General features: G+C 55.7%; 25 protein-coding genes and 1 tRNA gene. 13 read left to right on the forward strand and 13 right to left on the reverse strand.

The window, feature by feature from the left end; all coding sequences use genetic code 11:
• Positions 1-44 precede the first annotated feature (44 nt).
• A complete protein-coding gene (locus tag PHX60_RS11330) occupies positions 45-434 on the forward strand; it encodes a hypothetical protein (protein WP_300077549.1) in 390 nt (129 codons plus the stop codon).
• Positions 435-440: 6 nt separating this feature from the next.
• Here PHX60_RS11330 and PHX60_RS11335 read toward each other — a convergent pair whose 3' ends face one another.
• Positions 441-923, reverse strand: a complete 483-nt coding sequence (locus PHX60_RS11335) for a universal stress protein (protein ID WP_300077552.1) — start codon at positions 921-923, stop codon at positions 441-443.
• A gap of 73 nt (positions 924-996) precedes the next feature.
• Here PHX60_RS11335 and tgt point away from each other — a divergent pair, with 73 nt between their 5' ends.
• Positions 997-2,169 (forward strand): tRNA guanosine(34) transglycosylase Tgt, encoded by a 1,173-nt coding sequence (tgt, locus tag PHX60_RS11340; protein WP_300077555.1) that lies wholly within the window; start codon positions 997-999, stop codon positions 2,167-2,169.
• A 13-nt stretch (positions 2,170-2,182) separates the two neighbouring features.
• Here the strand turns inward: tgt and PHX60_RS11345 are convergent, their stop codons facing one another.
• From PHX60_RS11345 to PHX60_RS11385, 9 genes are all read right to left on the reverse strand, one after another.
• Entirely contained in the window at positions 2,183-3,775 is a 1,593-nt protein-coding gene (locus PHX60_RS11345; RefSeq protein WP_300077558.1) for a methyl-accepting chemotaxis protein, read from the reverse strand.
• A 288-nt stretch (positions 3,776-4,063) separates the two neighbouring features.
• The gene (locus PHX60_RS11350) at positions 4,064-5,311 is read right to left on the reverse strand and encodes an AMP-binding protein (RefSeq protein ID WP_300077561.1); all 1,248 of its coding nucleotides are present in this window, start codon (positions 5,309-5,311) and stop codon (positions 4,064-4,066) included.
• A 65-nt stretch (positions 5,312-5,376) separates the two neighbouring features.
• The gene (locus PHX60_RS11355) at positions 5,377-6,186 is read right to left on the reverse strand and encodes an ABC transporter ATP-binding protein (protein ID WP_300077564.1); all 810 of its coding nucleotides are present in this window, start codon (positions 6,184-6,186) and stop codon (positions 5,377-5,379) included.
• Positions 6,187-6,314: 128 nt separating this feature from the next.
• Positions 6,315-7,640: an ABC transporter substrate-binding protein gene (locus PHX60_RS11360; RefSeq protein WP_300077567.1), complete on the reverse strand. Its 1,326-nt coding sequence runs from the start codon at positions 7,638-7,640 to the stop codon at positions 6,315-6,317.
• Positions 7,641-7,688: 48 nt separating this feature from the next.
• Positions 7,689-8,765, reverse strand: coding sequence for a branched-chain amino acid ABC transporter permease (locus PHX60_RS11365; protein WP_300077570.1), 1,077 nt, complete (start codon positions 8,763-8,765; stop codon positions 7,689-7,691).
• Between the two features lie 30 nt (positions 8,766-8,795).
• Entirely contained in the window at positions 8,796-9,725 is a 930-nt protein-coding gene (locus PHX60_RS11370; RefSeq protein ID WP_300077573.1) for a branched-chain amino acid ABC transporter permease, read from the reverse strand.
• A gap of 18 nt (positions 9,726-9,743) precedes the next feature.
• A complete protein-coding gene (locus tag PHX60_RS11375; RefSeq protein WP_300077576.1) occupies positions 9,744-10,529 on the reverse strand; it encodes an ABC transporter ATP-binding protein in 786 nt (261 codons plus the stop codon).
• Between the two features lie 8 nt (positions 10,530-10,537).
• Positions 10,538-12,484: an AMP-binding protein gene (locus PHX60_RS11380; protein ID WP_300077579.1), complete on the reverse strand. Its 1,947-nt coding sequence runs from the start codon at positions 12,482-12,484 to the stop codon at positions 10,538-10,540.
• A 169-nt stretch (positions 12,485-12,653) separates the two neighbouring features.
• Positions 12,654-13,838 carry an ABC transporter substrate-binding protein gene (locus PHX60_RS11385; RefSeq protein WP_300077582.1) on the reverse strand — a complete coding sequence of 395 codons (1,185 nt, stop codon included), beginning with the start codon at positions 13,836-13,838 and terminating at the stop codon, positions 12,654-12,656.
• 195 nt (positions 13,839-14,033) lie between these two features.
• On the opposite strand from PHX60_RS11385, the gene PHX60_RS11390 reads away from it, so the two are divergent.
• The 6 genes from PHX60_RS11390 to PHX60_RS11415 all read left to right on the forward strand — a co-directional run bounded on the left by PHX60_RS11390 (position 14,034) and on the right by PHX60_RS11415 (position 20,836).
• On the forward strand, positions 14,034-14,780 hold the full coding sequence (locus PHX60_RS11390) for a Crp/Fnr family transcriptional regulator (RefSeq protein ID WP_300077585.1): 747 nt from the start codon (positions 14,034-14,036) through the stop codon (positions 14,778-14,780).
• Positions 14,781-14,864: 84 nt separating this feature from the next.
• Positions 14,865-15,806: a DUF4394 domain-containing protein gene (locus PHX60_RS11395; protein ID WP_300077588.1), complete on the forward strand. Its 942-nt coding sequence runs from the start codon at positions 14,865-14,867 to the stop codon at positions 15,804-15,806.
• The gene (locus tag PHX60_RS11400; protein WP_300077591.1) at positions 15,803-16,432 is read left to right on the forward strand and encodes a methylamine utilization protein; all 630 of its coding nucleotides are present in this window, start codon (positions 15,803-15,805) and stop codon (positions 16,430-16,432) included. The genes PHX60_RS11395 and PHX60_RS11400 overlap by 4 nt, the downstream gene beginning before the upstream one ends.
• Positions 16,429-18,813 carry an EAL domain-containing protein gene (locus PHX60_RS11405; protein ID WP_300077594.1) on the forward strand — a complete coding sequence of 795 codons (2,385 nt, stop codon included), beginning with the start codon at positions 16,429-16,431 and terminating at the stop codon, positions 18,811-18,813. The genes PHX60_RS11400 and PHX60_RS11405 overlap by 4 nt, the downstream gene beginning before the upstream one ends.
• Before the next feature lie 27 nt (positions 18,814-18,840).
• Entirely contained in the window at positions 18,841-19,857 is a 1,017-nt protein-coding gene (locus tag PHX60_RS11410; protein WP_300077597.1) for a pseudouridine synthase, read from the forward strand.
• 46 nt (positions 19,858-19,903) lie between these two features.
• Complete coding sequence (locus tag PHX60_RS11415) at positions 19,904-20,836, forward strand: exopolyphosphatase (RefSeq protein ID WP_300077600.1); 933 nt, start codon at positions 19,904-19,906, stop codon at positions 20,834-20,836.
• A gap of 196 nt (positions 20,837-21,032) precedes the next feature.
• Here PHX60_RS11415 and PHX60_RS11420 read toward each other — a convergent pair whose 3' ends face one another.
• Positions 21,033-21,335, reverse strand: a complete 303-nt coding sequence (locus PHX60_RS11420) for a hypothetical protein (RefSeq protein ID WP_300077602.1) — start codon at positions 21,333-21,335, stop codon at positions 21,033-21,035.
• 96 nt (positions 21,336-21,431) lie between these two features.
• On the opposite strand from PHX60_RS11420, the gene PHX60_RS11425 reads away from it, so the two are divergent.
• The 5 genes from PHX60_RS11425 to PHX60_RS11445 all read left to right on the forward strand — a co-directional run bounded on the left by PHX60_RS11425 (position 21,432) and on the right by PHX60_RS11445 (position 24,587).
• Positions 21,432-21,926 carry a hypothetical protein gene (locus PHX60_RS11425; protein ID WP_300077605.1) on the forward strand — a complete coding sequence of 165 codons (495 nt, stop codon included), beginning with the start codon at positions 21,432-21,434 and terminating at the stop codon, positions 21,924-21,926.
• 78 nt (positions 21,927-22,004) lie between these two features.
• The gene (locus PHX60_RS11430) at positions 22,005-22,253 is read left to right on the forward strand and encodes a hypothetical protein (RefSeq protein ID WP_300077608.1); all 249 of its coding nucleotides are present in this window, start codon (positions 22,005-22,007) and stop codon (positions 22,251-22,253) included.
• An 85-nt stretch (positions 22,254-22,338) separates the two neighbouring features.
• Positions 22,339-22,908, forward strand: a complete 570-nt coding sequence (locus PHX60_RS11435; RefSeq protein ID WP_300077611.1) for a hypothetical protein — start codon at positions 22,339-22,341, stop codon at positions 22,906-22,908.
• A 480-nt stretch (positions 22,909-23,388) separates the two neighbouring features.
• The gene (locus PHX60_RS11440) at positions 23,389-24,147 is read left to right on the forward strand and encodes a class I SAM-dependent methyltransferase (RefSeq protein ID WP_300077614.1); all 759 of its coding nucleotides are present in this window, start codon (positions 23,389-23,391) and stop codon (positions 24,145-24,147) included.
• 41 nt (positions 24,148-24,188) lie between these two features.
• Positions 24,189-24,587, forward strand: coding sequence for a hypothetical protein (locus tag PHX60_RS11445; RefSeq protein ID WP_300077617.1), 399 nt, complete (start codon positions 24,189-24,191; stop codon positions 24,585-24,587).
• A 70-nt stretch (positions 24,588-24,657) separates the two neighbouring features.
• On the opposite strand, the gene PHX60_RS11450 is transcribed toward PHX60_RS11445, so the two are convergent.
• Both PHX60_RS11450 and rplQ read right to left on the reverse strand, forming a co-directional pair.
• Positions 24,658-24,734: transfer RNA gene (locus PHX60_RS11450), tRNA-Met, on the reverse strand.
• 30 nt (positions 24,735-24,764) lie between these two features.
• Positions 24,765-25,163, reverse strand: coding sequence for a 50S ribosomal protein L17 (gene rplQ, locus PHX60_RS11455; RefSeq protein ID WP_300077620.1), 399 nt, complete (start codon positions 25,161-25,163; stop codon positions 24,765-24,767).
• Positions 25,164-25,255: the final 92 nt, after the last annotated feature.

Raw genomic sequence — 25,255 nt, forward strand, 5'->3', positions numbered from 1 at the left:
GACAGACACCTATTTGCACGACAATCGCGCCACGGAGAGGCATCATGGACTTGCAATACCAGCTCAAAGCTGGCAGCTATTATTTATATGACATGCGCGACACCCCCAGCGCCATCACCGGGGAGCGCCGCTTTAAGCTCAAGACCGACACGGTCGCCATTGCCTTTGACTTGCACACCGGTGAGGTGCAACAGCATGGCAATCCGCACCGCATCCACTCTTGGGCCACCATGACGCGCAGGCGTTTGCGCGCTGCTGGTAATTTGGCACAGGCCAATGACATTGTGGTGATCTCTGGCCCCCTGCCGGTAGAAGAGCTGAACAAATGCCTGTGGATTCGGGGCTATGTGCAGCGCCTGTTCAAACGCTTGGCCACCTTACCGCATGGCAAATTACAGCGCCAAGGAAGCGCTGGTTTTCGCCGAGCGGCCTAAGAGCGCTCAATCAGTCGCTTTATCTTCATCAGCCAGTTGCTCCTCCTCGACATCATTGTCGATAGGGTGGACGATGGTGACAGGCACGGGACTAGAGTGTGCCAATTCTTGTGATACCGAACCCAGCAGCGCACTGGCAATCGCCCCTTGGCCGCGTGCGGCAATCAATACCAAATCGCAGCCGGTGTCTTCGATGATGTCTATGAGCGTATGGGCGGGGTCTCCCATACCGACCTCGGTGCTGCACTCTAGCCCGGCCTGTTGCAACAGCGCCAACGCTGGGGCCATCAAATCTTGTGCCGCCTCGACGCTGGCGGCGGCAATCAAATCTGGGTCCCGCGAAGTGACTAGCTCGTACAAGGAAGCCGGTTCTTGCACATTGGCCAGCACAAACTCGGCCTGCAAGCCTTTTTCGACCAGCTTGAGCGCATGGTGTACCGCATCGAGTGAACATTCGGAGCCATCAATGGCAATCAAGATTTTGAGCATGAAAATTCCTTTGAGTCTTTAGCGCAAGCAATACCAGCCAGTGTAGCGGCGCAGCATCGCGGAAAATGCCACCATGCTGCAATTTGAACTTTTGAACACCGACCCCGCCAGCCATGCCCGGCGCGGCCAGCTCACGCTCAACCACGGCGTGGTGCAAACCCCCATTTTTATGCCTGTGGGCACCTATGGCACCGTCAAGGGCGTGATGCCACGCAGTTTGCACGATATGGGCGCACAAATCATCTTGGGCAATACCTTTCATCTGTGGATGCGCCCCGGCTTGGACATCATGCAGAGCTTTGGCGGCCTGCACGCCTTTGAAAAGTGGGACAAACCCATCCTGACCGACTCGGGCGGCTTTCAGGTTTGGAGTTTGGGAGCCATGCGAAAAATCACCGAAGAAGGTGTGACTTTTGCCAGCCCGGTGAACGGCGATAAGCTGTTTATGTCGCCCGAAGTGAGTATGCAAATCCAAACGGTACTCAACTCGGACATCGTGATGCAACTGGACGAATGCACGCCCTACGAGACCAAAGGCCACCTGACCACCGAGCGCGAAGCGCGTACCTCGATGGAAATGAGCCTGCGCTGGGCGGTGCGCTCCAAAAATGAAATAGAACGGCTGCAAAACCCCAATGCCCTGTTTGGCATTGTGCAGGGCGGTATGTACCTGAACCTGCGCGAAGAATCTTTGCAGCGCTTGGTCGAGATGGACTTCCCCGGCTATGCCATTGGTGGCGTGAGTGTGGGGGAACCCAAAGAGGAAATGCTCAGCATCATGGCGCACACGCCGCATCGCCTGCCAGCGCACAAACCACGCTACCTGATGGGCGTGGGCACGCCCGAAGATTTGGTAGAAGGCGTGGCCTGCGGTGTAGATATGTTTGACTGCGTGATGCCAACGCGCAATGCCCGCAACGGCACGCTGTTTACCCGCTATGGCGACCTCAAAATCCGCAACGCACGCCACAAGACCGACCACCAGCCGCTGGACACCAGTTGCACCTGTTATGCCTGTGCGGGCAGCAGTGGCGTGAGTTGGGAGCAAGGCGGACGCGATGGCTTCTCACGCGCTTACCTGCACCACCTCGACCGCTGTGGCGAAATGCTCAGCCCAATGCTGACCACGGTCCACAACCTGCATTACTACCTGAACCTGATGCGCGAAGTGCGCGAGGCGCTGGATGTGGGCCAATTTGCCGCCTTCCGCGCCCGCTTTAAGGCAGAACGGGCGCGGGGGGTTTAACGCGCGCCTCTCATTAGCTGCTAAGACGCGGAACGGCAGCAGCACGCGGCCTTGCCGCCGGTGTCCAGTGTTGCTGCTCTAGCTTGAACACCACCACGGTTTGCACTAAATCTTGCGCCTGCTTTTCTAAGCCACCAGCGGCAGCGGCCATTTCTTCGACCAAAGCAGCGTTCTGCTGCGTTACCTGGTCCATGCGCGTTACGGCGGTGCCGACCTGCTGCACGGCATCGCTTTGCTCGTGGCTGGCGGCAGTGATTTCGCCCACCATATCGGTCACGCGGCGGATGGCACTGACCACTTCGGTCATGGTGGCCCCAGCCTGATCGACCAAAGCCGCCCCTTGCTCTACCCGATCGACGCTGGTTTGGATGAGTGCTTTGATTTCTTTGGCCGCATTGGCACTGCGTCCAGCCAAGGAGCGCACCTCGGACGCTACCACGGCAAAACCACGCCCTTGCTCGCCTGCCCGTGCTGCCTCGACTGCGGCATTCAGCGCCAAGATATTGGTTTGGAAGGCAATGCCATCAATCACTTGGATGATGTCGGCAATTTTTTTGCTGGCATCGTTGATGCCCTTCATGGTACCAACCACCTGTTCCACCACCTCGCCACCACGCATGGCGACGCTACTGGCACCTTGGGCCAATTGGTTGGCTTGCTTGGCACTATCGGCGTTTTGCTGCACTTGGGAACTGAGTTGCTCCATCGCGGCTGCCGTTTGTTGCAACATGGCGGCTTGCTCTTCGGTGCGACGGCTTAAATCGTGGTTGCCCGAGGCAATTTGCCCACTGGCCGAGGCCACGCTCTCGGAGCCGCTACGCACTGCCAGCACCACCCGGCCTAAGCTGGCTTGCATCTCTTGCAGCATTTGCAATAGCTGTGCGGTTTCGTTTTTACCCTCTGCGACAAACCGCTGGCTCAAATCACCCGCCGCCACGGTGCGCGCCACCTCTACCGCCTGCCGAATCGGGCCAGTGAGTGCGCGGGTAATCAGCACCCCGGTCAGCCCACCCAGCAGCACAAACACCACACTAACCCCCAGCGAGATATTGCGCCCGTTTTGCTGCACCTCCAAAGCATTGGCCTGAAAACTTTCGGCCTTGCTCCAGGCAATTTTGTGAATTTCGTTGATGGCGGCATTGATTTCTGCCACCTTGCTCACGCCTTGGGTACGCACTACTTGGGCAGCCTCGGTGCTTTGGCCGGCTTTTTTCAACTGCAACACCTGCTCGCGGATGGGCTGCCACGAGCGGATTTTGGCCACTAAAGCCTCTGAGTGGCCTTTATCGCTCAAAAAGCGCTCTTTGACGATGGCCATATCTTGAAAAATTTTTTGCTCTAGCCCTTGCACATCGGCAGTGAACTTTTGCAGGTCGGCCTCGGTTTCGGCCATTGTCATATCGCGCATGGCCCGGGCTATGCGGGCAACATTGGCATCCACCCGTGTGATGGCGTTGGTGACGGCAAACGGGTGTTTGAACTCGGCCACCATCAGTGCGCCCAGTTTGTCTTGCTGATAGACCGAAAAAGCACTGACCCCTATCAGCGATAGCAGCAACAGGCCAAAGCCAATCGCCAATTGTTGGGCAATATGCAAGTGTTTCACGCGAAGCTCCTTTTATATCTGCTTACCTCTAGCGAGAGACAGCAGCTTTCGTGCCACCGCTTCGCCCCCCTCTTTTTGGCCTTTTTTTATGCAATTTTCAGCATACTTTATAACTAAAAATAATAAAGTATTTTTGATAGCTTCAATCTATCCCATCTGGCACGGCACCACACTAGGGAAAGCCCGGCACCAAATTGAAGCAATAGGCTTGCTGTGATAGGCAAAAACGTGGTGGGCAAAAAAAAGCCGCCTGCAAAACACAGGCGGCTTGGGGGCAATGGTAAAAAATCAGCGATAACTGCGCGCGTCTTCAATCACCTTGCCATCGTTGGGCAAAGAGCCGGGGGCTACCAACTCTACCTCGCCGCGCAGTTTGGTGACTTCGCGGATGGTGTCTTGCAGGCGTTCGGCCAAGCCACCGGCAAACTCGGCGGTTTCGGCTTGCAACACCATGTGGTCGTTGGCCATTTCGCCACTGACCACCAAACGGGCGCGCAACACTTGCGGAAAGCGTGCCGCAATGGCGGCCACTTGGCCCGGATGCACAAACATGCCGCGCACTTTGGTGGTTTGGTCAGCACGGCCCATCCAACCCTTAATGCGGGTGTTGGTGCGCCCAGTCGGGCATTGTCCGGGCAAAATGGCCGATAAATCGCCGGTGCCAAAGCGAATCAAGGGGTAATCGGGGTTGAGCGTGGTCACTACCAACTCGCCCACTTCGCCCTCGGGCACCGGGTCGCCAGTGCCGGGGCGCACAATTTCGACAATCACCCCCTCGTCCAATACCAAGCCTTCGCGGGCGCTGGTTTCGTAGGCAATCAAACCCAAATCGGCCGTGGCATAACACTGGTAGCCTTGCACGCCGCGCTCGGCCAGCCAATCGCGCAAGCTGGGCGGAAAAGCCTCGCCCGACAACAGCGCCTTGTTCATGCCCACAATGGGTTGTTTCAGTTCTGCCGCTTTTTCTAAAATCAATTTGAGAAAGCTGGGCGTGCCAATATAACCAGCGGGGCGCAATTCGGCCATCGCTTGCACTTGCTGCTCGGTTTGGCCAGTGCCCCCCGGAAACACGGTACAGCCCAAAGCATGGGCACCGACTTCCATCATCGAGCCAGCAGGCACAAAATGGTAGCTAAAGCTATTGTGTGCCAAATCTCCGGCCCGGAAACCCGCCGCATACAAGGCACGCGCCATGCGCCAATAATCGGCGCGCTGACCCTCAGGCTCGTAAATCGGGCCGGGGCTGCAAAACACGCGCGGCATGGCGCTGCCAAATTGAATGGCGCTAAAGCCACCAAACACGTTGTCGGCACGCTGCGCCTGTTGGCGCTCTAGCAGCTCGTATTTGCGCGTGACCGGCAAGCGGGCCAGCGCTGCGCGGCTGGTGATGCTGGCAGGGTTGACATCGGCCAAAATAGCCGCAAACGCAGGTGCTGCATGGCGCGCATGGGCTACTTGCAAGGGCAGTGCCGCCAACAGGGTGGCTTCACGGTCGGCGGGGGCGCGGGTTTCCAGCTTGTCGTAAAAAGAGGTCATGGTGGTGTGGGGCGAAGTGGAGGGGAGAGTACGTAGGAAAAAAACGAACCGCCTTCAGCAGGCTTTTAGGCCAGCCAGCGTTTGCGGCGCTTGTAACTTTTGACATCCTTGAAGCTCTTGCGCTCGCCACCACCAACACCGAGGTAAAACTCTTTCACGTCTTCGTTGCTGGTCAAATCGGTGGCGGTGCCATCCATCACCACGCGGCCACTTTCCATGATGTAGCCATAGTCGGCATACTTCAGCGCCATGTTGGTGTTTTGCTCGGCCAGCAAGAAGGTGACTTTTTCTTTGGTGTTGAGGTCTTTGACGATGTTGAACACTTCTTCCACGATTTGCGGGGCCAAGCCCATCGAAGGCTCATCCAACAGCACCATGTTGGGGTTGGTCATGATGGCGCGGCCAATGGCGCACATTTGCTGCTCGCCGCCCGATGTGTAGGCCGCTTGGCTGGTGCGACGGGTTTTGAGGCGCGGGAAGTAGTTATAAACCTTCTCTAAATTAGCAGCAATCTCGGCCTTGCTGTCGCGGGTGTAAGCGCCGGTGAGCAGGTTTTCTTCAATGGTTAAGTGGGCAAAACAGTGGCGGCCTTCCATCACCTGCACCACGCCGCGCTTGACCAAATCAGCGGGCGAGAGGTTCTCAATGCGTTCACCCCGGAACTCAATGCTGCCCTTGGTCACGGCACCGCGCTCGCCTGCTAACAGGTTGGAGATGGCGCGCAAGGTGGTGGTTTTGCCTGCGCCGTTGCCCCCCAGAATGGCCACGATGCCACCTTCGTGGACTTGCAGCGAGACCCCTTTTAGCACCAAGATGACATGGTTGTAAATGACCTCGATACCGTTGACGTTCAGGACAATGTTTCGGTTTTCCATACGATTTCTCTCTCTGTGCCAATCGGCAGGGCTTGTGCAGGCCAACCCTGCCGGTTGGCGGCTGTAAGGGCACAGCCGCCAGAACCCGACACGGCCCCAGCTGTGTCGGAAGGGCGCGTTTCAGGCCATCAAGATTGGCAATCGGCGGGTGCGCGGCGGGTCAGCTTTTTGTCGGCCAGGTATTTATCTGCGCCCGTCTTGACCAGCGGCTTGAGGATTTGCTCATCGGCTTGGTACCAATCCGAGGTGATGCCCCACTTCTTGCCATCCCAAGTTTGCACACGCGCCCAGGTAGAACCCATGTGGTCGGCACAGCTGGTGGCAATTGGGCGCATCAGACCGTTAAAGCCCAGCGCATCCAACTTCTTCTGGTCAAGGGCCAAGTTTTCCATGCCCCAGCGCACTTGCTCGCCGGTCATGACCTTGCCTTTGCCAAAACGCTCTTGCGCGCGGCGCACGGCTTCTACGCCCAGCATCTGGATAATCACGCCACGGGTGTACAGCACCGAGCCGACATCATCCTTGGCACCCGTGCCTTGGCCCTTGTCATAAACGTGCTTGAGGATGTCTTGAACCACCTTGGAATCGGTGCCATAGCCATTCAAAGCCAGTGCTTGGTAGCCCTTGGCCCCTTCGCCCACGTCGCGCACATCAGGTTCGGCACCGGCCCACCAGACGCCATACAACTTGTCCCGTGGGAAGCCGGTGGCTTGGGCTTCTTTCAGGGCGGTGGAGTTCATGACACCCCAGCCCCACAGCATCACGTAATCGGGGCGGCTTTGGCGCACTTGTAACCATGTAGCCTTTTGCTCAACACCGGGGGCAGTAACGGGCAGCATTTGCAGCTCGAAGCCGTGCATCTTGGCGCGCTCTTGCAGCAGCGGAATCGGCTCTTTGCCAAACGGGCTATCGTGATAGACCAGCGCAATCTTCTTGCCCTTGAGCTTGTCCATGCCGCCAGCGTTTTTACCGATGTGTTGCACCAGAATATCGGCGCCTGTCCAGTAGCTGCCCAAGTAGGGGAAGTTCCACTTGAAGGCCATACCGTCTTGCGATACCGACAGGCCATAGCCCAGCGTCATCAGCGGAATTTTGTCCACGGGCGCTTTTTCGGTCAGGGCAAAGGTGATGCCGGTGGCTTGGGGGTCAAACAGCGTGACACCGGGGCGGCTCTTCAGGCGCTCGTAACACTCCACACCCCGGTCGGTGGCATAGCCGGTTTCGCACTCTTCAAAAGCAATTTTTACCCCGTTGATGCCGCCATCGCGGGCGTTAATCATTTTCAGGTAGTCCTGTTTGCCGTTGGCCCAAGGGGTACCGTTGGGGGCATAGGGGCCAGTGCGGTACGACAGCAGCGGAAAGAACTGCTCTTTGGCCTGCGCCACTGCACTGGTGACCGAAGTGGCACCGGCGGCCAATACGGCCACGGCAATCACGATTTTCGAAAGCTTCATGGATGTCTCCTAGTTATGAAAGGTGAAAAATGCAATGCACAGGGAAAATCAGTGTGGGAACGGCCATAAACGCAGCTTTTGCTTGGCAATCGACCACAGCTTGGCCAAACCATGTGGCTCGACAATCAGGAACCAGACAATCAGGCCACCAAAAATCATCAGCTCGGCGTGAGAAACACCAGCGGTAGAGATTTCGATGCCAAACAAGCCCATCAGCGCAGGCAAGAACTGGTTGAGCACAATCGGCAACAGCACAATAAAAGCAGCACCAAAAAAGCTACCCATGATAGAACCCAAGCCACCAATAATCACCATAAACAGCAGGCGGAAGGAGATTTCGACCGAGAACGCCGCAGGCTCCCAAGAACCCAAGTGAACAAAGGCCCACAAGGCACCAGCCATGCCGATGATGAAAGAACTGACCGCAAAAGCCGACAACTTAGCGTACATGGGGCGAATACCAATCACGCTGGCCGCCACGTCCATATCCCGAATCGCCATCCACTCACGGCCAATTGCACCACGTACTAGGTTTTTAGCCAATAGGGCAATCACCACCAACAGGGCCAAGCAGAACAGGTATTTGGAGGTAGCGCTGTCAATCGGCATTCCCAGCACTTGCAAGCTGTTCACCGATACCGAGCCAGAATCGGAGTTGTTGGTAAACCACTTGATGCGTAAGAACATCCAGTCGCTAAAAAATTGCGCTGCCAAAGTGGCCACGGCCAAATAAAGCCCCTTCACGCGCAAACTAGGCAAACCGAACAAAATACCAAAGAAGGTGGCGCACAAGCCGCCCAAAATCAAAGCTGGAATCAACGGCAAGCCCGGAAAGCGCACAAAGAAGTTGAAAGCGCCATAAGCACCCACGGCCATAAAAGCCCCAGAGCCAAGCGAAATCTGGCCGCAATAGCCCACCAGAATGTTCACACCCAAGGCGGCCATCGACATAATGACCAGCGGAATCAAAATAGCGCGGTAAAAATAATCGGTAGCCAACATGGGCACCACCAAGAAGGCGATGGCCAACATCACCCCCAAGGCAATGCGGTCTTGGGCAATCGGGAAAATTTGTTGGTCAGTCCGGTAAGAGGTTTTGAACTGACCGTTCTCGCGGTAAAACATGGAAAGTCTCCTTTTCTTTTTTTTTGTTGTTTACACGCGGTCGATAATTTTCTCGCCGAACAAACCTTGTGGGCGGAACAGCAAAAATACCAGCGCCAGCACATAGGCAAACCAGATTTCAATACCGCCCCCCACAAATGGGCCAAGATAGACTTCAGACAGCTTCTCGCCCACGCCGATAATCAGGCCACCAATAATCGCACCGGGCACCGAAGTGAGGCCACCCAAAATCACCACCGGCAAAGCACGCAAAGCCACGGTCGTGAGCGAGAACTGCACGCCCAGTTTGCTGCCCCAAATCATGCCTGCCACCAAGGCGACCACACCAGCCACGCACCAGACAATCACCCAAATGCGGTTGAGGGGAATACCAATCGATTGTGCGGCTTGGTGGTCATCGGCCACCGCACGCAGGGCGCGGCCTGTGGTGGTTTTTTGGAAGAAGACGCTGAGCAAAATCACCAAACCACCGGCAATGGCTGCGGCAATCACGTCCTCTTTGTTCACCAGCACGCCACCGGGAAACATGGATTCGAGCAAAAATACCGGCTCTTTGGGCATACCGATGTCGATTTTGTAAATATCGCTGCCAAAAATAGTTTGGCCCACACCTTCCAAAAAGTAAGTGATACCCAAAGTGGCCATCAATAAGGTAGCCCCTTCTTGGTTCACCAAATGGCGCAATACCAGCCGTTCAATCACCCAGGCCACGACAAACATACAGGCCCCAGCAATGATAAAGGCCAGCACATTGGCTATCAGCAAACTATCGGTGCCCAACCATTTGGGAATCCACTCAGAGAAACGCGCCATTGCCAAAGCAGCAAATAGCACCATCGCGCCTTGGGCAAAGTTGAATACACCCGAGGCTTTGTAAATCAGCACAAAGCCCAAAGCCACCAAGGCATACAACATGCCGGCCATCAGGCCGCCAATCAGGGTTTCAAGAAAAAAGGCCATTTTTTATTCTTCCTGCGGTTAGTGGCTAGTGCCCAGATAAGCGCGGATGACGTCTTCGTTGTCGCGCACTTCTTGCGGCTGGCCGTCCCCAATTTTTTTGCCGTAATCCAACACCACTACGCGGTCGGAGATGTCCATCACCACGCCCATATCGTGTTCAATCAGCACGATGGTGGTACCGAATTCATCGTTCACGTCCAAAATGAAGCGGCACATGTCCTGCTTTTCTTCTACGTTCATACCGGCCATTGGTTCATCCAGCAGCAGCACTTGCGGCTCCATCGCCAAGGCGCGGCCCAAGTCCACGCGCTTTTGCAGGCCGTAGGGCAACTGGCCGACCGGGGTTTTACGGAAGGCTTGGATTTCCAAGAAATCGATGATGTGTTCGACAAACTCGCGGTGCTTTTCTTCTTCGCGTTGGGCCGGGCCAATGCGCAAAGCCTGCATGAACAGGTTGCTCTTGATCTTCAAGTTGCGCCCGGTCATGATGTTGTCGATCACACTCATGCCCTTGAACAGCGCCAAGTTCTGGAAGGTGCGCCCGATGCCCATCTCGGCCACTTGGCGGCTGTTCATGTGGTCAAACTTTTGCCCCCGGAAGGTAATCGAGCCTTCGGTCGGGGTGTAAACACCGTTGATGCAGTTGAGCATCGAGCTTTTACCCGCACCGTTGGGGCCAATGATGGAGCGGATTTCATGCTCACGCACATTGAAGGAAATATCGGTCAGGGCCTTCACACCACCAAAACGCAGGCTGATGTTTTGGATGTCGAGGATGACGTCGCCAATCTTCTTATCGCTCATGGGGTTCCTCAGGCAGCGGCTTTGACCGGGGTGAATGTTTTGGCATCCGAGAGCTTGAGCGTGGCACTGACACTGCCGGTGCGGCCATCTTCAAACTTGACCAAGGTTTCGATGAATTGCTCGGTGCGGCCTGCATACAGGGCATCGACCAACACCGCGTATTTGTCGGCAATAAAGCCCCGGCGTACCTTGTTGGTGCGGGTCAATTCGCCATCGTCGGCATCCAGCTCTTTGTGCAAAATCAGGAAGCGACTGACTTGGCTACCGGCCAGCAGCACATCGCTGGCCAAATCGGCATTGGTTTTTTCTACGCACTCGCGGATAAATTCATAGACTTCGGGTTTTTGCGCCAAATCGGTGTAACCGGCATAGGGCAGATTGCGGCGCTCGGCCCAATTGCCCATCGCTTCAAAGTCAATATTGATCATCACGCAAACGCGGTCGCGGCCATCGCCCAAAGCCACCACTTCTTTGATATGCGGGAAGAACTTGAGTTTGTTCTCTACATATTTGGGCGCAAACATGGCCCCATCGTGCGCGCCACCTTTGAGGCGGCCCACATCCTTCACACGGTCAATAATTTTCAGGTGGCCGTGGGCATCCAAGAAGCCCGCATCGCTGGTGTGGTACCAACCATCGGGGGTTAGCACTTCGGCAGTGGCAGCGGGGTTTTTGTAATACTCTTTCAGCAAACCAGCCGATTTGACCAAAATCTCGCCGTTATCCGCCACCTTGATTTGCACGCCCCGAATCGGCACGCCCACGGTGTCGGCACGGGCTTGGTCATCGGGGTGCAAGCACACAAACACTGCGGTTTCGGTGGAGCCGTAGAGCTGCTTGAGGTTGATACCGATGGAGCGGTAAAAGGTAAACAGGTCGGGGCCAATAGCCTCACCGGCGGTGTAAGCCACCCGCACGCGCGAGAAACCCAAATTGTTACGCAGCGGGCCATAGACTAGCCAATCGCCAATCGTGTACTTGAGCTTGTCGATGGCACTGACTTCTTCGCCATTCATGAGCGCGGGGCCAACACGGCGCGCCAGCGCCATGCAAGACTCAAACATCTTGCGCTTGAAGCTGCCTGCATCTTCCATGCGGATGGTGACGCTGGTGAGCAGCCCTTCAAACACGCGTGGCGGCGCAAAATAGTAGGTGGGGCCAATCTCTTTCAGGTCGATATTGACGGTGCTGGCCGACTCAGGGCAGTTGACCACGTAGCCACAGGCCAGCCACTGGGCATAGCTGAAAATGTTTTGCCCAATCCAAGCCAGCGGCAGATAGGCCAGCACTTCTTCAGCGTTGGTAAGTTTGTCAAACTCGGCCCCGGCGGTGGCACGGTCGAGCAAGGTGGCGTGGGTATGCACTACGCCCTTGGGGTTGCCGGTGGTGCCCGAGGTAAAAAACATCGAGGCCACATCTTGCGGCTGGGTCTTGCTCACTTCGTTGAGGAACCACTGCGGATTTTTCTGGGCAAATGCAGCACCCGTCTCAATCAGGGTTTCAAACGAGGCCAAACCGGGTTCGCTGTATTTACGCAAGCCGCGCGGGTCATCGTAATAAATATGCGAAATGGCCGGGCAGCGGTCGCGGATTTCGAGCAGCTTGTCCACCTGCTCTTGGTCTTCGACCACGGCAAAACGTACTTCGGCATTGTTGAGCGGATAAACGCACTCGGCCGCCACGGCATCTTGGTACAGCGGCACCGGGATAGCTCCCAGCGATTGCGCGGCCAACATGGTGGCGTAGAGGTGCGGACGGTTGGCCCCCACGACTACCATGTGCTCACCCCGCGCCAAACCAGCCTGGTGCAGGCCAGCGGCCACCTGCTCTACCAAACGGGCCAAGCCAGCCCAAGTATGGGTTTGCCAAATGCCATATTCTTTTTCGCGCAGTGCCGGGGCATCGGGGCGCTCGGCAGCGTGCTGAAGTAGCAGTTGCGGAAACGTGGTCTTCATTCCGGGTCCTAAAAGGTTCAAGGGATGGCCGGTGGGGGCCAGCGTTGCCAGGCCACGGGTGCCTGCAAGTTGCCCGGAATGGTAGGGCGCAATTTGACGTTAAGTTGTCTTTACGGCGACAATTGCAGGGTTATTCCCTGTTGGGTAAAACCCTTGTTTAAGCGCTTTTTTAACGAATCAGTCGGCCTTCACGCCCCACCACGGTCAACTCGACAAAGCGCGAGGCACTGCGGTCGGGGGTGGTAGCGTTGATTTCAAAGCCGCCCAAATCCCATTTTTTCAGCCCCCAACTGGCATCAATAAAGGCACTGCGTGTAGCCCCTTTGCCAGCGCGCTGCAAAATTTCGGCAAACGTTCTGGCATTGATATAACCCTCCAAACCCAAATGGGAGGGTTCGGCCTTGGCATCCAGATTTTTCAGGGCGCGCACAAAATCGCGCGCCACGGCAGTAGTGGAGTTGGTGGGCAAGGGCACCACCTGCGAAATCGCCATGCCCATTGCATCTATGCCCAGTGCTTTGATGTTGACGGGTGTGCCCAACACCGACAGCGCATACAAACTGACACCCCGGCGCAATTTACGGAAATGTTTAATCAACTCTAGCCCCGGCTTACCGGCCAAGCCCAACAATACGGCCTCGGGGTTGGCATCGGCCAGCAAGGCGGCTGCTTTGGCAGCATCGGAGGCATTGCTCTCTACCGTGGTGGAAACTGCATCGGGCAGCTTGGCGCGCTGCATGGCTTGCTCGGCCCCGGCAAACACTTCACGGCCAAAGGTGTTGTTTTGGTAGGCAATGCCAATGCGCTTAATGCCAATCGTGGCCAGATGCTGCACCAGCTTTTCGGCCTCATCGGCATAGCTGGCGCGGATGTTGAACGCATAGCGCGCCCCGGCCACGCGCGAGACCTGCCCACCCGTGAGCGGGGTAAAGAAGGGCATATTGCCATCTTTGAGCCTAGGCATCATCTCTTCCACCATCGGGGTGCCAAAACAGTTGAACAGGGTAAAACAGTCTGGATCGTTCAAAAACTGCTCCAAATTGAGCATCGCCTTGGACACCTCATAGGCATCGTCTAAAGTTTCGAGCTTGATTTGCCGCCCATGCACCCCACCACGCGCATTAATCGCCTGAAACGCCGCCATCGCGCCTTGGTGCAAGGCCGAACCCAAATCACCCAAAGGCCCCGTCAGCGCAGTCGTCTGGCAAAGCTTGACCACGCCCTCCTGTTGCGCCCAAGCAGCAGGCATCGCAGCGGCAGCGGGCAAAGCCAACGCCGTGGTTAAAAAACGACGACGGGCCAGCGTGGCGGTAGCTTGGTCAGAAAGAATCTCGGTAGTTGTTTGAACGGTCATAGTGTTATCAACTCCACAATGGAGGGGCAAATTTTGAGGATGGGGGTGGCAAAAATAACTGCATCATGGCCCGCAACAGATGCGTGGGTCTTGCATCATCGGTCAGTGTGCAAGCAAAAGCTGTCTTTATGCCGACAATCTATCTCGTGGAAATCCCGCATCCCACTCAGAACTTAGCTGCCTGATGATTGCCCCATGAGCCAAGAATTGTCCCTGCACCAGCGCCGCCGCCCCCCCAGCACCGAAGAAATTGAGGGCATTCCTTGGTTGGCCCCTTTGCATCGCCACGAGCGCGAGCGCGCCATTGCCGCCCTGTTGGTGGGCGATGCCAGCCCCGGCGATTACGTCTGCCGCATCGGCCGCCCCGTCACCTACTGGTTTGGTGTGGTCGAGGGCCTGCTCAAAATGAACAACGATAACCCCGACGGTGGCAGCATGACTTTTGCCGGTCTGCCCCCCGGCGGCTGGTTTGGCGAGGGTACCGCCATGAAGCGTGAACCCTACCGCTACAACGTGCAAGCCTTGCGCGCCAGCGTGGTAGCGGGCCTGCCGATTGAAACCTTCCATTGGCTGCTAGACCACTCTATCGGCTTTAATCGCTTTGTCATGAACCAGCTCAATGAGCGGCTGGGCCAATTTATTGCCGCCCGCGAAATTGACCGCCTCAATAGCCCGGATTTGCGCGTGGCACGCAGTTTGGCTGCGCTGTTCAATCCGGTGTTGTACCCGAGCGTAGGCCAAATGTTGCACATCACGCAACAAGAGTTGGCCTATTTGGTCGGCTTGTCGCGCCAGCGGGTGAACGAAGCACTCACGGCGCTAGAGCGCCAAGGGGCCATCCAAGTGGAATATGGCGGCCTGCGCGTGCTGGATTTGGCCGCCCTGCGCTGGCATGTGTTCCAAGTGGGCGAACACCGCAAGGCCAGCCGTCGTAAACGTTAGGCAGCGATAGATAGGCTACTGGTTTGCAGAGTCGATAGTTAAGCGTTATAACAAACGCTTTTGACAAAGATATAGATTTTTCCTATGCTAAGCACCTCCCTGCCCCCTTCTCGCCTGCTTTGGCTGGCTGCACTGCCTTGGGTGCTGGCTGCTTGCACGGGTGCCCCCTCCGCGCCCCCCACACAGAGCGACGGCAGTGCCTCTGCCAGCGCCTTGCAAACCCGCCCTGCGGCACGCGCGCCCGAGTTGTTGGCTGTCACGGCCTCGATGGAGTTGATTCGGTTTCAGGCCGACCAGCCCCGGCAGATTTTGCAGCGCCAGCGCATCCAAGGCTTGCCCAAAGGCGATACGCTGCTTGGTATCGATTTTCGGGTAGCGCGCGGCGTGCTGTATGCGCTATCGCAACAAGGACAACTTTACACCCTGCACCCGCAACAGGCTACCTTGCAAGCCGTGGGCGCAGGCGGCTTGGCTTTGCCCACCGGTAGCTTTGGCTTGGATTTCAATCCCACGGTAGATAGACTGCGCGTTGCTGGTCCCAACGGCCTGAACCTGCGCTTGCACCCCGACACGGGCGCACTGGTCGATGGCGATGCCCAACAACCGGGCGCGCAAACCGATGGTCGTCTGCATTACGCCCCCGGCGATACCTACGCCGGGCGCCAGCCCGACATCAGCGCCGTGGCCTACACCTACAACCCACAAAACGACCAGCTCACCACCAACTACGCCATTGATAAAACCTTGGGCACCTTGGCCGTGCAAGGCTCTTTAGAGGCCGTACAGCCGCAAATTTCGCCCAACACCGGGCAATTGCATACCGTTGGCCCCTTGGGGCTAGGGCCAGTGGCCGATGCCAGTTTGGATATTTCTGATGTTTCTAACCAAGCGCTGGCCGCCGTGCGTGGCCTCTCGCCTTCAGCCCCCACTCGGCTCTACCAAATTGACTTGGCCACAGGCCGCGCCCGCGTGTTGGGTGTGATTGGTGACGGAGAAGCGCTGCTAGGCATCGCCATCGTGCCATGAAACCCTACTCTTTTTTATCGCTGGGTCGCACGCTCAGCACACTGTGCGCCCTTGCACTGGGCAGCAGCTTAGCGCCAGCCGCCAGCGTGCAGGTAGCGGTACAAACCCCCAACGGGCAACCAGTAACGCAGGCGGTGGTGTACCTAGAATCAGCACAAGCACAACGCCAAGTGAAGCCAGCACCTAGGCTAGAAATGGCACAAGAAGGCAAGCGCTTCGTCCCCGAGATTTTGGTGGTGCCGGTGGGCAGCGATGTTTATTTTCCCAACCGCGACACGGTGCGCCACCACGTCTATTCTTTTTCTGCGCCCAAAAAGTTTGAATTAAAGCTGTATAGCGGCACCCCTGCCGAACCGGTGCGCTTTGAGCAGCCCGGCGTGGTGGTGCTGGGTTGCAACATCCACGACCAGATGGTCGGCTGGATTGTGGTGCTAGACACGCCCTATTACGGCCAAACCAATGCTACCGGCCAAGTGCAATTAAACAACCTACCGGCTGGCCAATACCGCCTGCGCGTCTGGCATCCTCAGCTGCCACTGGGTGCCAACCCCAGCGAGCAAACCATCACCCTCACGGCCACAGACTCTCTGGCCACCACTGTGCAATTAAAGGGGCTAACACCTTGAACTGGCATCTGGTTTCTTTGTCGCGCAGCTTGGTGGTGCGGCTGGTGGGTATCTCTTTGCTGTTGCTGTTGGTGGTGCAATTGGCCAGCTTTGCCGTGGTACGCAGCAGCATTGAACGCAACGCGCGCAGCCAAATTACGCACACCCTCAACACCGACGAAAACGTCTGGCGACAATTACTAGAACAAAACGCCGAGCGCCTGCGCCAAGGGGCCACCCTGTTGGCCGCCGATTATGGTTTTCGCACCGCAGTAGGCTCTGGCGATGAGCAAACCATCCAATCTGCGCTAGAAAACCACGGCCAGCGCATGGGCGCAGCGGTGGCGGTGTTGCTCAATACCCAATGGCAGGTGGTCAGCGTCAGTGACAGCGCCAGCCGCCTGACGTACCTAGAACAGACTTTAGCCCAAGTTATCCCGCGCTTGTCCGGTGGGCAAGGCAGCAGCTACATCAGCACACTCAATGGCCTGCCGCACCAATTTGTCTTGGTACCCATGCACGCACCGGTAGTGGTGGGCTGGGTGCTGATGGGCTTTCCTATCCACCAAACGCTGGCCAACCAAATGCAGCAATTGCTCGACGTGCAAGTGGCCCTGCGCGTGCCAGAGGCCAACGGCCAATGGAGCATCCCCGTCAGCACCTTAGATGCCGCCGGATTGGCCGCCTTGCAAAAACAGCAAGGCAGCAACATGAACGAGCTGTCCAGCGGTAAGGCCATTTGGCTGGTGCGTGCCAGCCCCTTGGGCGATGGCCAAGAGGGCCAACCCCCCGTCCAAGCACTGCTCCTGCGCTCTGTCGATGCCGTGGTGGCCCCCTACCGTCAACTGCAATGGCTGCTGGCGGGTATCACCCTGACAGGCGTGCTGCTGTTTGCTATCGGCCAAGGCTTGATGGCCCGTTGGCTGATTACCCCGTTGCGCGCTTTGGTGCTGGGCACGCAACGTATCTCGCGCGGCGAATACGATATGCCGGTAGAACATACCGAGCGCCGCGACGAAATCGGCCTGCTGGCACGCTCTTTTGACCGAATGCGGATTGATATTGCCGAGCAGCAAGCCGAAATCCGCCATCTGGCCTACTGGGACCGCCTTACGGGGCTGCCCAACCGCGAGCGCTTTCGCAACACCGTGCTGGCCGCCATCTCCGCCCACGCCGACTACAACCCCGAAGCCACCACCTTGGCCGTTATCACTTTGGACTTAGACCGCTTCAAGCATGTCAACGATGTCTTGGGCCATGCCTTTGGCGACCGCCTATTGCAAGCCGTGGCCAAACGCCTGCGCGGACAAATCATGGCCCACGGCGATATGGTGGCCCGCATGGGTGGCAACGAGTTTGCCCTGCTACTGCGCCGCACCGATGCTGCCGCCGCACTGGTAGTGGCGCGTAATATTACCCAAGCCTTTGAAAAACCACTGGCCTTTGGCGACCAAATGGTGGACTTGAGCGCAGGCATGGGCATAGCCTGCTGGCCACAGGATGCCAACGATGTCGATACCCTGCTCAATCGCTCTGAAATTGCCATGTACGTGGCCAAGCGCAAATTGGACGGCCCGCAGCTCTATGACCCCATCATGGACTCCTCCAGCGCGCAAACGCTATCGCTGTTGACCGAATTGCGCCAAGCCATCGAGCGCGGCGAACTGCGCCTGTACCTGCAACCCAAAGTACCACTGCAAGGCAAACCGGGTTTGGCCGCCGAGGCACTGGTGCGCTGGCAGCACCCACAGCGCGGGCTGGTGCCGCCGATGGAATTCATCCCCTTTGCCGAGCAAACCGGCTTTGTGCGCCAACTAACGCTGTGGATGTTTGAAGAATCAGCCCGCCTGCTGGCCGACCCACGCACCCAAGGCATGGGCCTGCGTATCTCGGTTAATCTGTCCACACGCGATTTATTAGACCCCGAGCTGTGCGAGCGCCTACAAGCCATGTTGACGCGCCACGGTGTCGCCCCAAAGGGGTTTTGCCTCGAAATCACCGAAAGCGCCATCATGGACGACCCGCTACGCGCCGAAGCCATGCTCAACCGTTTGTCACAACAAGGCTTCAAACTGTCGATTGATGATTTTGGTACTGGCTACTCCTCCTTGGGCTACCTCAAACGCCTGCCAGTGGATGAACTCAAAATTGACAAATCCTTCGTCATGGGCATGGAAGAAGACCCGGACGATGCCATCATCGTGCGCTCCACCATTGATTTGGCGCACAATCTGGGCCTGAGCGTGGTGGCTGAAGGGGTAGAAACTGCCGCCATCCTAGAGCGCCTGCGCGGCCTGTGCTGCGACGAGGCGCAGGGCTACCATGTCAGCCGCCCTTTGCCGGTGGATGCCTTCTTGTCTTGGCAAGCCCAACGCGCTTGGACGCAAGAAACCGCCCGTTGAGGCCCCCCGCTTTAGCCTATCTCGTTCATGTCCTCTGATACTCCTCGCCCTTCGGGCACCCCTGCTGCCAGCAGCGCCACCGCTCGCCCACTGCTACGTCGGCCACCGCTCGCGGCAGCCACTGCCAAACCTAGCCCCAGCCGCTCTGCCCCAGCCAGCAAACCAGCGCTAAACACCCCGGCAGCCCGCACTGGCACCGCCGCTGCAACCCCAGCCAGTACGGGCATCCGCCTGAACAAACGCTTGGCCGAATTGGGCCTGTGTTCGCGCCGCGAAGCCGACGATTGGATAGCCCAAGGCTGGGTACTGGTGAATGGCCAAGTAGCCGCTATGGGCAGCAAAGTGTCGCCGCAAGACCGGGTCGAAGTAGAACGTGCCGCGCAACGCCAGCAAGACAGCCGCGTCACCATTTTGCTCAATAAGCCCATCGGCTATGTCTCCGGCCAAGCCGAAGACGGCCACGAACCCGCCGTGACACTGATTAACCCACGCACCCACTGGCGACAAGACAGCAGCGGCCTGCGTTTTTCGCCGCCACAATTGCGCGGTTTAGCCCCCGCAGGACGGCTTGATATTGACTCGGTAGGCTTATTAGTCCTCACACAAGATGGCCGCGTGGCACGGAAAATCATCGGCGAAGACTCGGTGATGGAAAAAGAATACCTGGTGCGCGTGATTTACCAAGGGCCGGGGCCACTGCGCCCGCTATCGCCCAATGAACGCGCCGCACCACTGCAAGAAATCCACGAAAATGACCCCGTCAGCCGCAACGTGCAGGCCATTTTTCCAGCAGAACAACTAGCGCGCCTGCGCCACGGCTTGAGTTTAGACGGCCAGCCCCTGCAACCCGCCAAAGTCGAATGGCAAAACCCCGAGCAACTGCGCTTTGTCCTGACCGAAGGCAAAAAACGCCAAATTCGGCGCATGTGTGAATTGGTGGGCCTTAAAGTGGTGGGCCTCAAACGCATTCGCATTGGTCATGTTGTGTTGGGCCAGTTACCGGTGGGCCAGTGGCGCTACTTAGGGCCACACGAGCATTTTTAAACTATTCTTAATCCACCCCTGCTTCATTTTTTCAGGAGATACCCCCATGAGTTCCAACAAATACCGACTGGTGACGCGCAGTGATTTTGATGGCCTGGTCTGTGCCGTGCTGCTCAATGAATTGGAGATGATTGATGACATTTTGTTTGTCCATCCCAAAGACATGCAAGATGGCAAAATCGACATCAGCAGCCGCGACATCACCACCAACTTACCCTATGTCGCCAGCGCACACTTGGTATTTGACCACCACGAGTCCGAAACTATCCGCAACACCGGCGAGCGTGCCAACCACATTATCGAAGCCCATGCCCCTTCAGCTGCCCGGGTAGTTTATAACCACTTTGGTGGCAAAGCCGCTTTTCCGCGCGTCACCGACGAGATGATGCAAGCGGTAGACCAAGCAGACTCGGCACAATACTCGCGTGAAGATGTGCTGAATCCACAAAAATGGACGCTGCTCAACTACCTGATGGATTCGCGCACCGGGCTGGGGCGCTTCCGTGAATTCCGCGTCAGCAATTACCAGCTGATGATGGATTTAATCAAGTATTGCCGCGATCACAGCATCGAACAAATTTTGCAACTACCCGATGTGCAAGAGCGCGTCGAGCTGTATTTTGACCACGCCGAAAAAGCCAAAGAACAAATTTTGCGCTGCTCCGCCCAGCATGGCAATTTGGTAGTGCTGGATTTGCGCGGTGAAGAAACCATTTGGGCCGTGAACCGCTTCATGATTTATGCGCTGTTCCCTACGGCCAATATCTCTATCCATGTGCTGTGGGGCTTGCAAAAACAAAATACTGTATTTGCCACCGGCAAATCTATTTTGGACCGCAGCAGCAAAACCCATGTCGGCAACCTGATGCTGGAATACCACGGCGGCGGCCACAATGCCGCTGGCACCTGCCAAATCAGCAATGACCAAGCCGATGCGTTGCTGCAAACCCTGATTCAGCGGATTAATGCTGACGGCTAAAAATACGGCACCCCGCCCGCAATGGTGGGGGCTACTGTGATGGTGTCGGGTTACGATGCGCGAACCAGACCTACAGGCTATCATCCGCAAAAAATTAGGTTTGTCTAAATATCATGCGGTTGAGGTTGTCCTGTGGGTGCTGTAGGATCGTCCAACTTTATTCGACTGACAGTCAGCGTGGGGCCGTCGCCTAATCCTAGTTAGGGGTTTCGTCCTGCGGGATGTCCTTTTCAAACTCATAGACACCATTCAGCGTCCCAGGCAGCGTCCGCGTGATTTCTTCGAGTTCGTTCGCAGCAGCACTCACATACAACTGCCACCATGTTTCAGTCCTTCCGCTTTTGTGTTCCACCGGAAGCCGGAGCGCGTTAATCAACAAGTGCAGCCTCGCTGTTGTTTTGCTGAGTTCAATTTCCCACTTGCCGCCCTCATACATCGCGCCCCAATGTTCTCCGTGTTCTTTTCCTTTGTGAAACCCGTGGCCCCATTGCTTGCTCATTTTGTTTCCTTTCAAAATTCAGTTCTAACGTTCCGCTCAACGCGGACACGCAAAAGCGTGCCGGTTAGCTAGTGGCGTTAGATAAGGAAGGTACCATTGAATTTCAATCAAGTCCGCACAGTCCTCGAAACCTTGACACAAAGCCTGCCAGCTTTGTTCTCAAATATAGAGATTCAATATTATTTTTTTGATAATAGCTTGCCAATTGGTGATTGGTCACGGCCAGAAAGCATGGGAATGCTTGTCACAGGTGACGGTATCGGCTGTAAGAGTGGAGTCTATTTTTTTGCCTCACCCGAAGGTGAGATCATTTATATTGGCAAAGCAACGAAAAGCAACTTGCATCATCGAGTGTGGGATCACTGCAAGACACCGATGATCATGCACAACGGGAAACGGACGTTTCCAAGAAATGGTTTCAGTTGCGCTAGATACTCTAGCCAAGCAAATTACATCCTCAGTGGTGATGCTCGTCTCGGAGTGGTGACAGTGTCAGATCCAGAACTTGTTTCTCTTATGGAGGTCTTCTTACATACTATGTACATCAAGGAGCATAATGTATTGCCTGCACTTAATAAACAAATTGGGTAAGCTCCTGCGGCTTGGTCTAACCAGACGCTCAAGCGGACAGCTTCCAGCTGCCGCTTACCTTAGTTCGTTAGAAAATTTATGAAATTAATTAAATCTACCCCAACACGAGGTGAAGACGGCGAGAACATCTACACAGATGAAGTTGTAATGATTTCTGATGATGCCGACTCGCTTCGAGCAAAAGCACATGATTTATGCCAAGGCATGGGAATTAATTCTGAACCTTGGTGCAGCAGATATCCAGTAATGGGCAATGACGAAGTTCAGCCAGATCATGAATGGGTCATGAAGTTGTCCAACGACATTGGCTTCATCATTGAAAAATAAATCAGCTTCTAACCCAGCGCTCAAGCCGACCCGCCTTCGGCGGTCGACTTAGCTTTTTCGTTAGCCACTTCTCAACAAACTGCTTATGCTTAGAAAAATTCTTTCTTGCCTGCCTGCCGTACTACTGGCTGCTGCAGCACCTACATCTTCTTTCGCTCAATCAAAAACAGAATCTGAAGAGAAAATTATTGCTCTTACAGTTCTAAAAAAATATTCAGAAACTGTTTCTTGCGGAAGCAGCTTTGAAGAAGAAAAATCAGTTCGTAAATTTTTAAAGAATGTCTACACCATTGAACGAGATGAAGAAATGGGTAGTGCTACATATTTCATATTATGGGATGGCGATATCGGCTGCAATGGTGGGTCTGCAACACACTCATTTATGATAAGTGAGGTAGGTCGCTTTACGGAATCCAGACCATTCCTCGTTTTAAATAACGATGCTTTTGGCGAAGATTTTTCCAAAAACATAAATTCCAGATTTATTGAAAAGCTTCAAAAAATTAACAACGAAAAATTTTTAGTCGTATCATCAGAGCACGGGGAAAATGATGCCAATAATTTCCCTAGCAAAAAATATCAATACACTGTTGATAGAATAAAATTCCAATGGAAAGTGACCGGCAAAAAATATCTTGGAAAAAATAATTATTAAATCTATCGTCTAACCACTCGTCGCAGCCGACCGCCTACGGCGGCGGCTAAACTCAGGGCGTTCGGCGTCATGCACTTCAGGCACACAGCCGTTTCCACAGTCACCGGCCCTTTGCGGCTTTTAGCTTCGTGCCGGTCAATCTGGTCACTCAGTTCCTGCGGGTATTTCCACTTCCCACAGCGCCCGCACTCCTTCTGTCGCAATCCTGCCTTGTGCTGCACTTCGGCCCATTCGTGCCAGGCCAGGTATCCTTCTGGCGCTTGGTCGCCGGGCTTGAAATCTGGAATCATGCAGATAATACCGTTAAAACCGCGCCCGCTTAATCTTGTGCAAGCCTCGTAGGTTGGGTTGCGTGCAACCCAACATCACCATAACAGGTGCACAATTTTGTTACGGTGGGTGGGTGTTGGTCTTGAAGATGTTGGGTTACATCCGTAACCCAACCTACGCTCTATTTACTTTTGTAAGGAAACTTAAAAAATGGATATCCCAAAAATATTCAATATCATGGAAAGTGCACACCGCATTCATAATCCGCTCACACCAGAGAAGTTAGCCACTCTCGGTGCCGCCTTGCGTCTAAAGCCAGGTGATCGTATTTTGGATCTTGGCAGTGGTTCGGGTGAGATGCTGTGTACTTGGGCACGCGACTACGGCATTGTCGGGACAGGTATCGACATGAGCCAGTTATTCAGCGATCAAGCAAAGTGCCGTGCAGAAGAACTAGGGGTCGCTGAGCGTATTGAGTTCATTCATGGCGATGCTGCGGGTTGTATCTCCGATGAGAAGGTGAACGTGGCCGCTTGTGTTGGGGCTACTTGGATCGCTGGGGGAGTTGCCGGCACTATCGAACTTCTTGCCCGAAGCCTGCGCCCCGGAGGCATCATCCTGATTGGCGAACCTTACTGGCGGCAACTGCCGCCAACGGAAGAGATTGCCAAGGGATGTTTAGCCAACGCTATTGCTGATTTTCTGGTGTTGCCAGAACTGATCGCATCTTTCGGTCAGTTGGGCTATAACGTGGTTGAAATGGTACTCACCAACCAAGAGGGCTGGGATCGGTACGAGGCAGCCAAATGGTTGACCATGCGCCGATGGCTTGAAGCCAATCCGGATGATGAGCTGGCCCAAGAAGTGCAATCGAAATTGGCCTCCGAACCTGAGCGTTACGCTGCTTATACACGCGAATATATGGGCTGGGGCGTGTTCGCGCTGATGCCGCGATTCTGCTCAAAGTAGGAAGCAATGCCGCTGCGGGTCGCAGAAACGAGGTGTTCACCATGAATGCAGACACAATCATCCGAATCATCGCTCTATGCGTCGTTCTGGCTGGAGTAGAGACGCTTCATGGCATCGTGCGTATCAAGCTGATGACTCCACACATCGGAAAACATCGGGCCGTAAAGCTCAGTGCATTTACGGGGACACTTCTGGCGCTCGCTACATGTTGGGCGCTGGTTCCAGACATTGGCTTACAGTCTTCGCAAGCGCATCTCAATTTAGGCTTGGGTCTGGCCGCTTTCATGGCCGCCTTTGACATTGCAATTGGGAGGTGGCTTATGCGCAAGTCATGGGCGAAAATTTGGCCTGACTTTAACCCTCGAAATGGCAATTATCTGCTGTTCGGCCTGGTCGGACTTTCCATCAGTCCGCTGCTGGTCTGGTATGCAGAAGCTTAATACGGTAAGCGACACTAAGCACAGACCATAAAAAAACCCGCTAACTTTGCAGTTAGCGGGTTTTTGTATTTGGTTGCGCGAGAAGGATTTGAACCTTCGACCTTTGGGTTATGAGCCCAACGAGCTACCAGACTGCTCCATCGCGCGCTCTAATTATAACCTGCTTTTTTAGCTGTTTTATGCAGCTTCGGAAGAAATATTTTCTTCAGCCGTGATTTCGGTGCGTTCGACCAGCTCAACCAAGGCCATCGGGGCATTGTCACCGACGCGGAAACCCATCTTCAGGATGCGGGTGTAGCCACCGGGACGGGTGTTGAAGCGGGGGCCAAGCACGTTGAACAGCTTGGTCACGCTGTCACGGTCGCGCAGGCGGTCAAACGCCAGGCGGCGGTTGGCCACGGTGTCCACCTTGGCCAGGGTAATCATGGGTTCGACCACGCGGCGCAGTTCTTTGGCCTTGGGTACAGTGGTCTTGATGGCCTCATGCTCGATGAGCGAGTTCATCATGTTACGCAGCATCGCGAGGCGGTGCGAAGAAGTGCGATTGAGTTTACGAAGGCCGTTTCCGTGGCGCATGGTGCTTTTCCTTATTGATACAAATTAAATCGGGCAGCCGTATCAGGTACTGCCCGAGGCACTGCCCCATCCAAGGGGCACAAGATTATAGC

The sequence above is a fragment of the Giesbergeria sp. genome (genome assembly GCF_028686475.1).
In the GTDB taxonomy this organism is placed as follows: Bacteria; Pseudomonadota; Gammaproteobacteria; order Burkholderiales; family Burkholderiaceae_C; genus Simplicispira.